The organism is Mycolicibacterium austroafricanum, from assembly GCF_000612725.1.
Classification (GTDB): domain Bacteria; phylum Actinomycetota; class Actinomycetes; order Mycobacteriales; family Mycobacteriaceae; genus Mycobacterium; species Mycobacterium austroafricanum.
Genome location: NZ_HG964454.1, coordinates 191,959 through 207,628, shown reverse-complemented (window position 1 = coordinate 207,628; position 15,670 = coordinate 191,959). Strand labels below are relative to the sequence as shown.

At 68.9% G+C, this 15,670-nt stretch carries 13 protein-coding genes; 4 read left to right on the top strand and 9 right to left on the bottom strand.

Annotation, left to right across the window (positions count from 1 at the left end; translation table 11 throughout):
• Positions 1 to 18: 18 nt before the first annotated feature.
• The 4 genes from BN976_RS18075 to BN976_RS18060 are packed head-to-tail and all read right to left on the bottom strand — an operon-like array spanning position 19 to position 4,113.
• Positions 19 to 993: a hypothetical protein gene (locus tag BN976_RS18075; RefSeq protein WP_036372694.1), complete on the bottom strand. Its 975-nt coding sequence runs from the start codon at positions 991 to 993 to the stop codon at positions 19 to 21.
• Complete coding sequence (locus tag BN976_RS32135) at positions 990 to 1,922, bottom strand: GntR family transcriptional regulator (protein WP_011780365.1); 933 nt, start codon at positions 1,920 to 1,922, stop codon at positions 990 to 992. Before BN976_RS32135 ends, BN976_RS18075 begins: the two co-directional genes overlap by 4 nt.
• Positions 1,922 to 3,265, bottom strand: a complete 1,344-nt coding sequence (locus BN976_RS18065; protein ID WP_036372691.1) for an amidohydrolase family protein — start codon at positions 3,263 to 3,265, stop codon at positions 1,922 to 1,924. The genes BN976_RS32135 and BN976_RS18065 overlap by 1 nt, the downstream gene beginning before the upstream one ends.
• Positions 3,262 to 4,113: a carbon-nitrogen hydrolase family protein gene (locus tag BN976_RS18060; RefSeq protein ID WP_011780367.1), complete on the bottom strand. Its 852-nt coding sequence runs from the start codon at positions 4,111 to 4,113 to the stop codon at positions 3,262 to 3,264. Before BN976_RS18060 ends, BN976_RS18065 begins: the two co-directional genes overlap by 4 nt.
• 166 nt (positions 4,114 to 4,279) lie before the next feature.
• Between BN976_RS18060 and BN976_RS18055 the strand changes: the two genes are divergently transcribed.
• Positions 4,280 to 5,311: an AbrB family protein gene (locus BN976_RS18055; protein ID WP_036372687.1), complete on the top strand. Its 1,032-nt coding sequence runs from the start codon at positions 4,280 to 4,282 to the stop codon at positions 5,309 to 5,311.
• A gap of 4 nt (positions 5,312 to 5,315) precedes the next feature.
• Here BN976_RS18055 and secA2 read toward each other — a convergent pair whose 3' ends face one another.
• Positions 5,316 to 7,733, bottom strand: a complete 2,418-nt coding sequence (secA2, locus tag BN976_RS18050) for an accessory Sec system translocase SecA2 (RefSeq protein WP_375167619.1) — start codon at positions 7,731 to 7,733, stop codon at positions 5,316 to 5,318.
• 86 nt (positions 7,734 to 7,819) lie between these two features.
• On the opposite strand from secA2, the gene BN976_RS18045 reads away from it, so the two are divergent.
• Both BN976_RS18045 and BN976_RS18040 read left to right on the top strand, forming a co-directional pair.
• Entirely contained in the window at positions 7,820 to 9,718 is a 1,899-nt protein-coding gene (locus BN976_RS18045; protein ID WP_011780370.1) for an ABC transporter ATP-binding protein/permease, read from the top strand.
• A gap of 46 nt (positions 9,719 to 9,764) precedes the next feature.
• Entirely contained in the window at positions 9,765 to 11,678 is a 1,914-nt protein-coding gene (locus tag BN976_RS18040) for an ABC transporter ATP-binding protein/permease (RefSeq protein WP_011780371.1), read from the top strand.
• Here BN976_RS18040 and BN976_RS18035 read toward each other — a convergent pair.
• Genes BN976_RS18035 through BN976_RS18025 form a run of 3 tightly spaced genes read right to left on the bottom strand, consistent with a single transcriptional unit; the run spans position 11,675 to position 14,397 of the window.
• Positions 11,675 to 13,180: an FAD-binding protein gene (locus tag BN976_RS18035; protein WP_036372680.1), complete on the bottom strand. Its 1,506-nt coding sequence runs from the start codon at positions 13,178 to 13,180 to the stop codon at positions 11,675 to 11,677. The two genes, BN976_RS18040 and BN976_RS18035, sit on opposite strands and share 4 nt — an antisense overlap.
• Before the next feature lie 2 nt (positions 13,181 to 13,182).
• Positions 13,183 to 13,659 (bottom strand): VOC family protein, encoded by a 477-nt coding sequence (locus BN976_RS18030; protein ID WP_011780373.1) that lies wholly within the window; start codon positions 13,657 to 13,659, stop codon positions 13,183 to 13,185.
• A 45-nt stretch (positions 13,660 to 13,704) separates the two neighbouring features.
• A complete protein-coding gene (locus BN976_RS18025; RefSeq protein ID WP_036372677.1) occupies positions 13,705 to 14,397 on the bottom strand; it encodes a TetR/AcrR family transcriptional regulator in 693 nt (230 codons plus the stop codon).
• 110 nt (positions 14,398 to 14,507) lie between these two features.
• Here BN976_RS18025 and BN976_RS18020 point away from each other — a divergent pair, with 110 nt between their 5' ends.
• Positions 14,508 to 14,945, top strand: a complete 438-nt coding sequence (locus tag BN976_RS18020; protein WP_036372674.1) for a nitroreductase/quinone reductase family protein — start codon at positions 14,508 to 14,510, stop codon at positions 14,943 to 14,945.
• Here BN976_RS18020 and BN976_RS18015 read toward each other — a convergent pair.
• The gene (locus BN976_RS18015) at positions 14,942 to 15,643 is read right to left on the bottom strand and encodes an Rv1815 family serine proteinase (protein ID WP_011780376.1); all 702 of its coding nucleotides are present in this window, start codon (positions 15,641 to 15,643) and stop codon (positions 14,942 to 14,944) included. The genes BN976_RS18020 and BN976_RS18015 overlap by 4 nt on opposite strands.
• Between the last annotated feature and the right edge of the window lie 27 nt (positions 15,644 to 15,670).

Genomic DNA, 15,670 nt, shown 5'->3' with positions numbered 1-15,670 from the left:
CTTACTCGGGTCGTGAAATCAGGTGGTGAGGATGTCGGCCTGGCCGGGGCCGGCGAACAGGTCTTCGGGGGTGAACGCGGTGCCGATCAGACCGTCGGCCAGCGAGTAGTCGATGATCCGTTCGAGCATCGGGCGGTTGGCCGCCAGCCCGGTGGCCCAGTAGCCGGCTCCGAGCGCCCGCTCGGTCTCCAGGAGTTCCTCCAGCTGCCAGGGCAGCACGGTGTCGAGCGCGGCGGAGTCGAAGAGGTCGTCGCGGGCCATCTGCTGTGCGGTGCCGAATGCGCGGTACAGCGCCCCCGGCAAGCCGGGACACCGTTCGGCGATGTCGCGTTTGACCGCAAGCACGTGCATGGCCGGGAAGATGCCGGTCTGCCGGTAGTAGTCGAATTCGGCGGCGCGGGGTTCGTCGAACAGCCGGCGCACACCGTCGCCGGGCCAGGTGGACGGGGCGCGGGCGGTCATCAACGCATCGATCTCGCCGGTGGCCAGCAGCTGCGCCAGCCCGGCGTCGGTGCGGTGCTCGAACGTGAATCCCGGCGGATACAGCTGGGGATGTTCGTCGCCCACGCGGGCGCCTTCGAGGCCGCCGATGACGTAGGTCGGGGCAAACCGGTCGAGCCCGTAGTGGTCCTGCAGGATGCCGCGCAACCACACCGCGGCCGCCATGTCGAACACGGAGACACCGATGCGGGCGGCGGCGAGGTCGCTCGGCGTGACGGCCGGGCTGTGCGCGCCGACGAAGATGCACGACAGCCGGAAGTGCCGGGACGGGAACACCGGGACCGCCAGATACCGGCGGTCTCGTTCCAGGCTGCGCAGATAGGTGACGATCGGAAATTCGCACACGTCGAAGGGATGTGCGGTCATCTGCAGGTTGAACAGCGCCTGCACCCCCATGACGGTGAACTCCGGCTCCACGCCGTCGATGCCGACGCGGCCGTCGGCCAGCGGACGGGTGCGCGCGGACCCCGACAGCCCGATGGTCAGCTTCACGACACCGACCGCCCCGGCACGCCGACGAAGGCGCGCTCGCTGATCACGTTCTCGACGCGGGCGCGCAGCGCGGTGGTGAACCGCCCGTCGAGCTCCCACTCGATGGCGATGATCCGGCCGACGCGATCGGCGATGTCCGGCGGCAGCTGCGCGGCGTTGTTGACGACGAGCACGGGCGCACCGTCGAGCAGCGCGGGGTCGTCCCTGCCGATCTCGACACCGTCGATCTGGCCCGGGAAGTACTGGCCGACCAGCGCGGTCATCCACTGCACGCCCCGGGCGCTGGGCGCCACCACGACCAGGCGCTCGACGTTGCGCACCCCGATCAGCTGGCGCAGCGCGGTCGGAGAGGCGACGAGATTGAGGTCGATCACCTGGTCGAGGTCGCGGACGAGGTCGGCGACGTCGTTGAGGTGGAAGATCGGTACCGCGACGGCGTCGAACTCGGCGTCCAGAACCCGGCCGCCTGCCTCCGACAGCAAGACCGGCTGCACTTCGACGTCGATCGCGCGCTGGACGAGTTCCTGCACCTGGCGCAGATCGCGCGGATTGCACTCCACGACCGCGATGCGGCGCATCGAGTCGACCCGCTCGAGCGCCACCTGGACCATCGTGGTGAGCTCACCGCCGGAGAAGCCGAGCCGCCGCGCCCGCAGCAGCACGTCGTCGAGCTGGGCGGCGACCACACTGCGCGCGTCGACCGCCGCCTCCTGTACCTCCTGCACGAAGTTGCCGCGGCGCGGGATGGTCCGCACCCGTCCGCCGCTGGCCAGCCTGCCGATGGCGCGGTCGACGGTCGAGGAGTTGGAACCGAACTCGGCGGCCAGCGCGCGGCACGACGGCAGCCGCGAACCGACCGGGTAGTAGCCGGTGAGGATGCGGTCGAGCAGCCGCTGGTGTACCTCGTCGACACCGGGTGTGACGTCCATCAGGCCTCCACCAGTGCCGAAAGATGCCCGAGCCCGGCCCGGGTGACCAGTTCCGCGGCCGCCGGCCGCGACAGCTCGGCGATCTCGCCGGGATCGACGCGCACGACGTCACCGCCCAGCACGCTGGGGACGCCGTCGACCCAGACCTCGCTCACCTCCCGGCTTCCTGCCACGAACACCACCGCCTGGTAGGGGTCGTGGACGTTGGCCAGTGTCGGCCCGCGCCCGTCGAGGACCAGCACGTCGGCCTTCTTGCCCACTTCCAGCGATCCGATCTCGTCGTCCATGCGCAGCGCCCGGGCACCGCCGATGGTCCCCATCTCCCATGCCTCGTAGGCGCTCATCGCGGTGGCCTGCCGGTGGTGCACGCGGGCAAGCAGGGCCGCCGTCTTCAGTGCCTGCAGGTAGTCCTGCGAGTCGTTGGAGGCCGGGCCGTCGACGCCGATGCCGACGTCGATGCCCAACTCGCGCATCTCGGCGACGGGGGCCACACCGCTGGCCAGGATCATGTTCGAAACCGGGTTGTGGGCGACCCCGACGCGGTGCTCGGCGAGGATCCGGCGGTCGTTGCGATCCACCCACACGCAGTGCGCCGCCAGTGTGGGCGCGGCGAAGAGCCCCTCGTGGGCGCAGTGCGCGACGACGGTGCGCCCGGTGCGGGCGAAGGTGGCGGTGACTTCCTCGCGGATCTCCTGGACGTGGATGTGCACGCCGTGCCCGCCGCCGACGGCGTAGTCCACCGACCGGGCGAACATCTCGTCGGATTGCCCGCCCAGCGCGCCGATGCCGAGCCGGAAGGTGCACAGCCGGCTGGCCGTGGCCGCCTCCCGCAACGCCTCGTGCTCGTCGAACTGGGCGGCGATCGGTGCGCCGCCGACGTCGCCGGCGCCGAACGACACCACGCCACGCAGTCCGAGTTCGTCGAGTGCGTCGACCACGCCCGGCGAGACGGGGGTGCCGGTGGGCGTGCACACGAACATGTCGTTGGCGGTGGTGACGCCGCTGCGCAGCATCTGGATGCCCGCGACCATCGTGCCCAGATACGCCTTCCGGCGATCCAGGTGGGGGTCCACCGGCCGGATCAGTGTGTGAATCCACTCCCACAGCGTGAAGTCGCTGCCTATGCCCGTGATCAGGCCTTCGGAGAAGTGGCCGTGGGTGTTGACGAAGCCGGGGCCGACGATGTCGTGCGCGGAGCCGTGCTGGGCGGCGCCGGGATACTCGGCGGCCAGGTCGGTGTAGGTGCCCACCGCGGCGATGCGGTCGCCGACGATCACCACGGCCCCGTCGCGGATCGGCTCGGGCGCCAGCACCCAGGCCCCCCGGATCAGCGTGGTGCTCATGCCTGTCCGTTCGCGTAGTCGTAGGCGTCGGCCTGCGGGGCGACCAGCTCGCCGTACAGCTCCGGCCGGCGGGCCCGCAGCAACCCGGGGATGGAGTCGAACGCCTTGGGTTCGGCCATCGAGTCGTCGTGGGCGCGCAGCCAGCGCAGTCGGTCCAGATCCACTGTGGCCGTGACGAGTTCGCTCCGTCCGGCGTGCGCCAGCGGATGCTCGGGGCCGGTGATCATCGCGGCGCCCTGCTCGTCGCCCCACAGATTGTTGGTCAGGCCGATGTAGCAGAGGTTTTCGATGGCGCGGGCCGACACGATGATCTGCCAGTTGCGGGTGAGGCTGGTGAAGCCGCCGCCGGCGGGCGAGAGGATGATCTCGGCGCCGCGCAGCGCGACGATCCGGGCGATCTCCGGTGTCCACATCTCCGAGCACACGACGATGCCCATCGGGATCCCGTCGACCTCGAAGTTGCCGAACGTGTCCGCCGGCGACACCAGCTCACCGTCTTCGCCCGGCGGAATCGTGGCCGGGTGGGTGCGCGCATAGCGCAGCACCGGGTCCCCGTCGCGGCCGGTGACGTACACGACGAGCCGGTTGCGTCCGTCGTCGCAGCGCTCCGTGCGGGACCAGACGACGTTGACGTCGCACGCCCGCGCCGCGGCCGCCAGGGCCGGGCCCGCGTCGTAGAAGGTGTCGTGGGCGCGCACCGGCCCCGGGCTGAATTCCGGGAAGCACACCAGGTCCGCGCCGGCCGCCTGCTCCACCAGTCGGACCGCGTGGGCCACGTTGGCGCTGCCGTCGGGGCCGGCGATGCGGCGGGGCTGGGCCATCGCCAGCGTGTAGGTGCTTGGTGCCATGGCCGTCAGCCTAGGAACGCGGCGGGCCCGAAAAGCCGTCCGTAACTGGCTTTTTACGGCATCGGGCGGAAGTTTCTCACCCTTGTTACATCATTCGGGACAGAGGGACAGAGCGGGCGTCGTCTCGGTGTGCGGGGACGCCGTTCGCGCCTTACGGTTGTGCGCCATGCGCCGCTGGCTTGTGCTGATCCTGATGGTCGCGGCGGTGTCGTCGCTGTTCACGCTGGCGCGGTTGCCCACCCCGCTGCTGTTCGGCGGGCTGGCCGGCGCCCTGCTCTACGCCCTGGTGCGGCCGCAGGCGCCGTTACGGCTTCCCGACTCCTGGTTTCAGGCGGGACAGGCGGTGGTCGGCGTCATCGTGGGCGCCTCGATGGATTGGCACAGCCTGGGCGCACTCGGTCCGCGGTGGCTGGTCGTCGTCGGTGTCTCGTGCTTCTCACTCGTCGTCAGCGTGCTGGTGGGTCGTTTGCTGATCAGGCGCGGAGCCAGCCCGGCCACGGCGACGTTCGCATCGGTGGCCGGCGGCGCGGCGGGCCTGACCGCCATGGCCGACGACCTGGGCGCCGACGCGCGCGTCGTCGCGGTGCTGCAGTATCTGCGGCTGCTCGTTGTGCTGGTCACGATGCCGCTCGTGGTCACGCTGGTGTTCGGCGCGCGTGAAGACGGTCCCGCGCTCGGTGTCACCGGTACGGACTGGCGCGTCGACGTGCCGTTCGTGGCCGCGGCGGTCGCGTGCGGTTTGCTGGCGGGCCGGCTGTTGCGGCTGCCGTCGGCGGCGATCCTCGGACCTCTGCTGGTGGCTGCGCTGCTCACGCTGGTGCCGATCTTCGACGGCGCGGCGGTGCCACCGGTCGTGGAGGCGCTCGGCTATCTGGTAATCGGGGTCCAGGTCGGGCTCAAGTTCACCGCGGCGAGCCTGCGGGCCATCGGCCGGATGCTGCCGACGGCGCTGCTGACGATCGTGGTGACGCTCGTCGCGTGCGCCGGGCTGGGCTGGGTGCTGACGGTCACGACCGACGCGTCGCCGTTGGACGCCTACCTGGCCACCACGCCCGGCGGCATCTACGCGGTGCTCGGTATCGCCGCGGCGACCGACGGCGACGTCGCGTTCGTCGCGGCGGCGCAGATGTTGCGCCTGCTCATCGTGCTGGCCAGCGCCCCGCTGATCGCGGCCTACCTACGCCGCGCAGCGTCCTGACGGGTCAGCGGAACACCCCGGGCAGGCTCAGCGCCGAGAGGGTGTCGTCGGCCAGCGGGTTGTCGTGCACCATGTACGTCCACGTCGACGTCGGTCGCGCCAGCTTCGACAGGTCGACTCCGGGTTCGTCCTCGATGGACGGTGCGGTCTCGAAGGTCTGCTGGGCGGCCTCGATGGCGTCGGCGGCCAGTGAGGCGAACGCGTCGACGGCCATCCGGTGGAACTCGTCGAGCGGGTTCTGCCTGCCCAGCGCGCGCAGATGGATGCTCTCCCGGATGTCGGCCAGGAAGGCCAGGTGATCGGCCCAGGCACGGTCGAGGTGGTAGAGCATGATGAGCCGGCAGATCTTCTCCAGCTTCGCCTCTCCTGTCTCGGAGTCCTTCGCCGTGAGCCTGGCCTTGACCTCCTCGTAGCGCTCCGGCACCAGCTCGGCGATCTCGTCGCGGGCGGTCGTGGTGCGCAGCAACGTGTTTCGGCGCTCGACCAGGATGGCGCGCTGCTGGGCGATGAGCTGGTTGTAGCGCCACGTGTTGGCGTGCACGTCGAGCAGCCGGCCTTCGGCGACCCGCTGGGCATGCTCGAGCAGGGTGGCCGCCTTGGGGCTGATCACCCGTCCGGTCTCGTCGCACTCCAGCGGCAGCTTGTTGTCCTCGAGGTGGGACATCACGAGGTCGTCCTCCCAGCTGGAGAAGAACACGGAGCTGCCGGGGTCGCCCTGCCGCCCGGCGCGCCCACGCAGCTGGTTGTCCAGCCGCTCGGTGTGGTGGCGGCCGGTGCCGATGACGTGCAGACCGCCGAGTTCGGCCACCCGGTCGTGGTCCTCCTCGTCGGAGCCGCCGAGCCGGATGTCGGTGCCGCGGCCGGCCATCTGGGTGGACACGGTGACCGCGCCGAGCTTGCCGGCCTCGGCGATGACGGCGGCTTCCTCGGCGTCGTTCTTGGCGTTCAGCACCACGGCCGGAACGCCCGCCTTGACCAGCCGCCGGTGGATCTCCTCGGACTCGGCGACGTCGCGGGTACCGACGAGCACCGGCTGACCGGTCTCGTGCACCTCGGCGATGTGCTCGATGACGGCATCGTTCTTGGCGGCGATGGTGACGTAGACCCGGTCGGTCTCGTCCTGCCGGATGTTCGGCTTGTTGGGCGGGATCGGCGACACCCCGAGCTTGTAGAACTGGCGCAGCTGCTCCCCGGCCGCCAGCGCGGTGCCGGTCATCCCGCACACCCGCGGGTACCGGTTGATCAGCGCCTGCACGGTGATGGTGTCGAGCACCTCACCGGTCTCGGTGGTCTCGATGCCCTCCTTGGCCTCGACCGCCGCCTGCAACCCGTCCGGCCAGCGCTGCAGGGTCGCGATGCGGCCGCGGGAGGAGTTGATCAGGTGCACCGCATCGTCGCGCACGATGTAGTGCACGTCGCGCTGCAGCAGCACGTGGGCGTGCAGGGCGACGTTCACCTCGGTGAGCGTGGTGGCGACGTGCTCCTCGGAGTACAGGTCGATTCCGCCGAGGGCCGCTTCGATCTTGCGCGCGCCGGCCTCGGTCAGGTGCACGTTGCGGCTGTCGTTGTCGGTGGCGAAGTCGGTGTTCTCGTCGAGTTCACCGACCAGACGGATCAGCTCCAGCCGGGGTGTCTCGCGATGGCTGGTGCCCGCCAGCACCAGCGGCACGAGTGCCTCGTCGACGAGCACGGAGTCGGCCTCGTCGATCAGCGCCACGTCCGGGTTAGGGGACACCAGGTCGTCGACGTCGGTGACGAGTTGGTCGCGCAGCACGTCGAAACCGATCTCGTTGACCGATGCGTAGGTGATGTCGCATCGATAGGCCGCGCGGCGTTCGGCGGCGGTGGAGTCGGCGGTGATCCAGCCGATGGTCAGGCCCATGGCCTCGATCAGCGGCCCCATCCATTCGGCGTCGCGACGGGCCAGGTAGTCGTTGATCGTGATGACGTGGACGTTGCGTCCGGCGAGCGCATACCCGGCCGCGGCGATGGCCCCGGAAAGGGTCTTGCCCTCGCCGGTGGCCATCTCGACGACGTCACCGGCCAGCATCCGCAGCGCACCCTGCAGCTGGACGTCGAACGGGGTGAGCCCGGTGGTCCGCTTCGCGGCCTCGCGGGCGATCGCCAGGAACTGCGGGACGTCAGTGGAGTCGGCGAGGTCGTCGAGCTCCAGCAGTCGCGCGGCCTTGCGCAGTTGCTCGTCGTCGAGGTCGGCGGCCTTGGCGTCGAACTCGGCCGCCTTGTGCACCTGGGCCATCGAGCGGGCCTGGTCCTTGTCGGTGCTGGCGCCGAGCAGCTTCCAGAATCTGCCGGACAGGCGGCCGGTCTTAGGGGAGTCCGTCTTGGAGGAGGTGCGTGCCACACGATCACGGTACTTGGCGCTCGGGCGCGGCGGCCCCGACGGCGGCGCCGCCCCCGACATTCGTGTGACGGGTCTCCCCGCTGCGCCTCAACCTGGGGTAGCTTCGCCGCAGGCCGGAACGCGTCCGGAGGGGAGGTCGCTCGGCGGTGGACACGGTTGACACCGGGACGTTCCAGCCGACTCTCGACTGGGGTCGCGAGTACCTGAACTCGCTGATCTGGGTGGCGACGACGTTCGCGCTGACGACGCTGTGCCTGCTGGTCGTCCTGGTCGGGCTCGCCCGGTTCACCGAGTGGGGACGCCAGTTCTGGCGCATCACCGGCGATTTCTTCACCGGCCGGCGCAGCGCGGCGGCCTGGTTGCTGGTCGCGGTCCTGCTGTTGTCGGTGATCGTCTCGGTCCGCATCAACGTGCTGCTGACCTACTACGTCAACGATCTGTTCACGTCGCTGCAGGTGGCCTTCCAGGGCGGCATGTCCAGCGGGGTCGCCGGATTCTGGGCGTCGATGCGGGTGTTCGCGGTGCTGGCCGTGTGTTTCGTCGTGCGCCTGCTCGCCGACATGTACCTCACGCAGCGGTTCATGATGCGGTGGCGGGTCTGGCTGAGCCGGCGCTTCATCGACGACTGGCTCGGCGATCTCGCCTACTACCGCGCACAGTTCGCTGGCAGGCCGATCGACAACCCGGACCAGCGGATCCAGCAGGACGTCGACGTGTTCACCGCCGGGGTCGGGGGCAACACGAACAACCCGATCTACAACTCCAGCAACACGCTGCTGTTCGGTGCCGTCGAGGCGGTGTTGTCGGTGCTGTCGTTCGGTCCCATCCTGTGGCGGCTGTCCGAACCCGTCACTCTCGGCGGGCTGACGCTGCCCCGGGCGTTGTTCTGGATCGTCATCGTCTACGTGCTGGTGGCCACGATCGTGGCGTTCGCGATCGGACGGCCGCTGATCCGGTTGAGCTACCTGAATGAGTTGCGCAACGCAGGATTTCGGTACGCCCTGGTCCGGGTGCGCGACGCCGGCGCGGCCATCGGGCTGTACCGGGGCGAGCCGGCGGAACGGTCGGTGCTCAAGAGCCGGCTGGATTCGGTGATGGACAACTACCGCGGCTGGCTGCACCGCATGATGCTGTACTTCGGCTGGAACGTGTCGGTGAGCCAGACGATCAACCCGCTCCCCTGGCTCGTGCAGGCGCAGGGCCTGTTCGCGCAGCGGATCACGTTCGGCGACGTCTGGCAGTCGTCGAACGCGTTCGGCGCCATCCACGACTCGCTGTCCTTCTTCCGCAACGCCTACGACCAGTTCGCGAGCTACCGCGCGGCGATCATCCGGCTCGACGGGCTGGCCGACCAGAACACCCGTGCGGGCGCCTTCACCGCGGTGGACACCACAGCGTCCGACGACGGTGAGCTGGCGGTGGAGGGCGTCGAGGTGCGCAGGCCCGACGGCACACCTCTGGTGCACACCCTCGACCTGCAGATCGACACCGGTGAGGCCCTTGTCATCACCGGCCCGTCGGGAATCGGCAAGACGGTGCTGATGCAGAGTCTGGCCGGGATGTGGCCGTACGCGTCGGGACGGGTGCGGTTACCGGAAGGCCGCGACGAGACGATGTTCGTTCCGCAGTTGCCGTACTTCCCGATCGGTGATCTGCGCACCGCGGTGAGCTATCCACAGCCGCCCGGCACCTACGACGACAGGGTCGTGCAGAAGGCGCTGCTCGACGTCGCGCTGTCCAAACTGGTGATCCGGCTCAACGACGTCCAGGACTGGGCGAAGGTCCTCTCGGTCGGCGAGCAGCAGCGCATCGCGTTCGCCCGGATCCTGGTCGCCCGCCCGAGGACGGTGTTCCTCGACGAGTCGACCTCGGCGATGGACGAGGGTCTCGAGGAGATGCTCTACCGACTGCTGCGCACCGAGCTACCGGACACCATCGTCGTCAGCGTCAGCCACCGCAGCTCCGTTTCGCCGTTCCACAACAGGCACCTCGAGCTCATCGGCGGCGGCGAATGGCGGCTGGAAAGACTCGCACCCCCGGGTTAGCCCCCTGTGACAGGCCGTCGGCGAACCGTCGGGGTACCTTGCCCGAATGGAAACGTTCACCCCGACACTTGATTGGGGCAACGAGCTGTGGACCTCGCTGTGGTGGATCGCCCAGGGCTGGGCATATGCCGCGGTGGCCACCATCGTCGTGCTGGCGCTGATCGTGCGGTTCACCACCTGGGGTCGCCAGTTCTGGCGCGTCACCCGTGGCTATTTCACCGGCCCCGAGAGCCTGATCGTCTGGCTGTGGCTGGCCGTCATCCTGCTGCTGGTGATCCTGAGCGTGCGGCTGTCGGTGCTGTTCAGCTTCCAGGGCAACGACATGATGACCAGCTTCCAGGTCATCGCGTCCGGCGTCGGTGCGGGCGATGACGCCGTCAAACAGTCGGGCGGGGACGGCTTTTGGATGTCGATGGGCGTTTTCGCGGTGCTGGCCGTCATCAACGTGGTCAGCATCATGGTCGATCTGCTGCTCACGCAGCGCTTCATGCTGCGGTGGCGGACCTGGCTCACCGATCGGCTGACCGGCGACTGGCTCGACGGCAAGGCCTACTACCGGTCCCGGTTCATCGACGACACCATCGACAACCCCGACCAGCGCATCCAGGCCGACATCGACATCTTCACCGCGGGTGTCGGCCCGCTGCCGAACATGCCGAACAACACCTCAGGGTCGACGCTGCTGTTCGGGGCGGTGTCCTCGATCGCGGCGATGATCTCGTTCACCACGATCCTGTGGAACCTGTCGGGTCCGGTGACACTGCCGTTCGTGGGGTTCGAATTGCCCAAGGCGATGTTCGTCATCGGCATCGTCTACATCCTGTTCGCGACGGTCGTCGCGTTCGTGATCGGACGTCCGATCATCACGCTGTCGTTCAACAACGAGAAGTTCAACGCCGCGTTCCGTTACGCGCTGGTCCGACTGCGTGATGCGGCCGAAGCCGTGGCGTTCTACCGCGGCGAGATCGCCGAGAGGACCGGGCTGCGGCGCCGGTTCGGGCCGATCGTCGAGAACTACAAGAAGTACGTGAACCGGATGGCCGGCTTCCTCGGCTGGAACCTGTCGATCAGCCAGGCACAGGAGCTCATCCCCTACATCGTGCAGTTCCCACGGTTCTTCAGCGGCGAGATCACGCTGGGACAGCTCTCGCAGACCGCGGGCGCGTTCCGCGAGATCCTCACCGGGCTGTCGTTCTTCCGCAACGCCTACGACCAGTTCGCCGGATACCGCGCCGCCATCATCCGTCTGCACGGACTGGTGGTCGCCAACGAGGAGGGTCGCGAACTGCCCACTCTGACAGTCGAACCCAGTTCCGGGAACACGGTCGAACTCGACGACGTCGAAGTGCGCAAGCCCGACGGCACCCAGCTGATCGACCCGATCGATCTTCGCCTCGAGGCGGGTGACACGCTGGCGGTCACCGGCGTCTCGGGTACGGGCAAGACGACGCTGCTGCGCAGTCTCGCGCAGCTGTGGCCGTACACGACGGGTACGCTGCGATGCCCGCAGGGAACCAACGAGACGATGTTCCTCTCGCAGCTGCCCTACGTCCCGCTCGGCGATCTGCGCGCGGTGCTGTCCTACCCCCGTCAGGTTGGGGACATCCCGGACAGCGAGCTGGTCGCGGTCCTGAACAAGGTCGCTCTTCCGCATCTGGTGAGCCGTCTCGACGAAGAGCAGGACTGGGCCAAGGTGCTGTCCCCGGGTGAGCAGCAGCGAGTGGCGTTCGCCCGCATCCTGCTGACCAGGCCCAAGGCGGCGTTTTTCGACGAAGCCACCTCCGCCCTCGACGTGGGCCTGGAGACGATGCTCTATCAGATGGTGCGCGACGAGCTCCCGGACACGATCCTGGTCAGCGTCGCGCACCGCGGCACCGTGATCAGACAGTGCGAAAAGGAGCTGGCTCTTCTCGGCGACGGCCGGTGGCGGCTCGGGCTCGCCGGAGCCGACGCCCCCTAGGCCCGCTCCGCTGCGGCCTCTCCCGCCCGCCGCGCTGCGGCCTCTCCCGCCCGCCGCCCGAAGAACGATCCCTCCCCCAACTGCGTACCGCTCGCATACCCCTTGCCGTCCTGGGCGATGTTGCACGCGCATGCGCCCGCCGCGTACAGGCCCGGGATCGCGCTGCCGTCCTCGCGCAGCACCTCGCCGTCGATGGACACGGTCAGCCCGCCCATGGTGAATCCCGAGTACATCGCGCGGCCCAGGGACAGGTCGAACACCGCCCACGGCCCCTTGTCCTGTGCGGCAAGGTATTCGGGCTGCTTGTGGAAATCGGGGTCGACACCGGCAGCAGCGTTGGCGTTGTAGCGCTCCAGCGTGGCGGCGAGGTTGCCGTCGGGGATACCGAGCGCCGATTCGATCTCCGCGATCGTCTCGAAGCCGTCGACGAACTTGATGAGCGGCATCTCCGGCATCTGCATGTGGTCCTCGTCCACGATCAGGTACGCCGTCTGCTCGGGCTGCTCGAGCACGAAAGCCGAAGTGCGCGAATGGTAGGAGTCCTCGGCGACGAACCGCTGCCCGTCCTTGTTGACGATGACGCCGGTGAGCAGGATCTCGGGCGGGTAGGCGGCCGCGGTGATGAACAGCTGGTCGAGATTGGCGGCGACGCCACCGGCCGAGACACCGAGCTTGATCCCGAGGCCGTCGTCGTTGGGGTTGCCGAGGATGTAGGGCGCGACCGTGCCGTGGTGCTTGGTCTTGCGTTCTGCGGCGAGAGCGGGGGTGTACTCGGCGACCATCTCGGCGTTCATCGCGAACCCGCCGGCGGCGATGACCACCGATTTGGCCTTGACCTCACCGGTTTCGGTGAAGTGCTTCCACCGCACACCCACCACGGCGCCGTCGTCGTCCACCACGAGGCCGGTCACTCCCGTCTCGTAGCGGATCTGCACACCCAGGTCGGCCGCCCGCTTGAGCAGCAGATCGATCACCATCGCCGCGCCGCCCAGCTCCCCCGGTACCGGCACCGAGTGGCCGCGGGGCGCCGGTTTCGCCTGCTCACAGAACGGCCACACCTTCTCGTTGCCGGTGTAGGACAGCCCCTCGGTTCCCGGCGGCACCACGACCTTGCCCGGGTAGTAACTGCGCTCGAACTGAAAGCCAAGCGCCTCAAGCCAATTGAAGTGCTCAACACTCCCTTCGCAGTACGCGCGGATCTTGTCGTGCTCGGGGTCGCGCGACTGCGACACCAGGTACTTGTACATCTCCTCGGCCGAGTCGTCGTGTCCGGTGGCCTGCTGCACGGCGGTACCGCCGCCGAGGTAGAAGTGCCCGCCGGCCATCGACGTCGTCCCGCCGACGGCGGCCGCCTTCTCGAGCACCAGCACCCGCGCGCCTGCGGCGGCGGCGCTGACGGCCGCGCACCCGCCCGCGATGCCGAAACCGACCACCACCACGTCGACCTCGTCGGACCAGGACGTGACGTCGCCGACGTTCACGGTCTCGGGGATGTGCTGCATGCTCACTTCTGCTCCTGTTTGATGTGGTCGAAAAATGCGCGGATTTCCGGTGGAATGTAGGCGAATTCGATGAACGGTACGCCCGCGTCCGCGGCGGAGGCGTAGGCGAACCGCATGCCGCCGGCCATCGTGCCCGCCATGACGATGTCGGCCTGCGCGACGGCGGCGTCGAACTCGTCCGCCGCCAGCGCCACGCACACGTGGTGCAGCCCGGGGCCGCAGCGGTCGAGGAACTCGCGGTAGATGCTGTCCCCGCTGACCGGGGCGATCAGCTCGAGCTGGGTGTCGCCGGCATAGCTCAGCGAGATGTCGGCGACGAAGTCGGCGGGTCCGCCGCGGTACGTGCACGTGTCCGGGCCGAAGTGCACGCCGGGCATGCGCACCCACCTTCTGGCGCCGAGCAACGACGTCAGCGCCGTCTCGGTGGCGTCGAGGTCACGGGTCACCCAGGCGATCTGGACAGGTGTCTGGTCAAGCATCGCATCGAGAATATCGCCAGCGGCCCGCACAAGCTAGAACGTGTTCTAATTCGCGCCCTGCCGGCAGAACAGGTCGATCACGAAATCCATCTGCGCATCGAAGACGACGGAGGCGTCCGCGAAGGTGTCGGCCCCGTACTGACCGAACACCTCGAGGCTGATCGCGCCGACCAGCGCGGCCCACAACACCAGGCACCTGGCCACCACGTCGTCGTCGGCCACGAACTCGAACTCGGCCCGCAATCGGTCGAAGTCCGACGACAGTGATTGCGGCACAGCGACTTTAGAAGTTCGAACAGCCCCGGCGGCGACACCCTCGGCGATCGCGGAGAAGAGCAGGCCGACGACCCGGGTGCCGGGTCCGACGGTCTGCTCCCGGGGGGCGTGATAGCCCGGAACCGGACTGCCGTACAGCAGTGCCCAGCGGGCCGGATGGTGAACGGCCCATGCACGCGTGGCGTGCGCCACGGCGCGCAGCCGGTCCTGCCAATCTCCGGCCGCGGCGTCGCGGGCGCGCTCGACGGAGTCGGCGAGCTCGCCGTAGGCGTCGACAAGCAGCAGGGTCAGGAGCTCGTCACGGCTGGCGACGTATCGGTAGACCGCCGAGGACACCATGCCGAGTTCGCGGGCGATGGCGCGCAGCGACAGGGCCGCGGCTCCGTGGGTCACAAGGTGGGCGCGGCCGATCTCGACGATCTGGCGCTCGATGCGATCCCGGGTGTCCTGTCGCTTGCCCACGCGGCCAGTGTCGCACAACCGAGATCACTGCTCTTGAATTTCAGCGCCATCCGTGACACGCTTGAACCAAGAGCACTGCTCTCGAAAATGTCCTCAGAACGGAGAAGCCCATGTCAACTCGTTACGACGCCCCCGGCACGGGGGCCCGGATCTTCAACGACGTCGTCCGCTGGTGCGCCGACCTCGGGGTCAGCATCCAGGGCAGCACCGCGATCAGGGTGCGCGGACGCACCACCGGCCGACTCCGCGGGGTCGTGGTCAACCTGCTGACCGTCGACGGCCGCCGCTACCTGGTCTCCCCACGCGGAAACACGCAGTGGGCCCGAAACGCCCGAGCCGCCGGGCAGGTCCAGGTCGGGCCGCGCTGGCGGTCGCGCCCGCACACCGTGGTCGAGATCGCCGACGACGCCAAGCCCGAACTGCTGCGGCGCTACCTCGACCGGTGGTACTGGCAGGTGAAGGGCCATGTCGGCGGCCTCACCCCGGAGTCGACCCCGGCCGAGATCCGTGAGGTCGCGCCGTCGATCCCGGTGTTCGAGCTCGGTTAGGGCTGGGGCGCGACGACCGCCGACGCGGCCGAGATGGTGTCGGCCTCGGCCATCTGGCTGGCGACCTGCCAGGAGATGGCCGCAGGAAGCGTGCCCCAGGTGCTGTTGAACAAGCCGACGAGCACCGTGCGGCCGTCCGGGGTCGGGGTGTAGACCGGTCCGCCGGAGTCACCCTTGCGGCTCACCACGCCGTTGGCCATCGTGAACCAACCGTTGTTCACCGACTCGATGGTGCCGCAGCTCTCGCCGGTCACGACGCCGAAGTGGCACACCGGCATCCCCCGCACGGGCAGCACCGCAGGATCGGTGACCAGCACCTTGCCCCCGGGCAGCACGTTGTTGACCGCGACGTGCGGGGCGAGGTGGATGACCTCCCAATCGATGATCTGGTGGTTGGTGTCGACCGTCATCCCGTCGGGGGTGTTGTCCCGGAACGTGCCCTGCGTACCGATCATCGTGCCGAACTTGTCGGAGACGGTGCCGGAGGCGCGGCAGTGGCCCGCGGTGTAGCCGATCCGGGTCTGCGGATCCACGTACCCGAGGGTGCACAGCACCGTGTCCTGGTGGATCTCCATCCCCGGGAAGACCAGCACGCCGGGCTGGGCCTGCGCGGGCACTGTCTGCAGCGCGAGCGCCAGCACGGGTGCGAGGACTGCGAACAGCAGGTGCAGCACTCGAGATGACGACCGACCAGACACAGCCCCTCCGACCTACCCGTGATGATG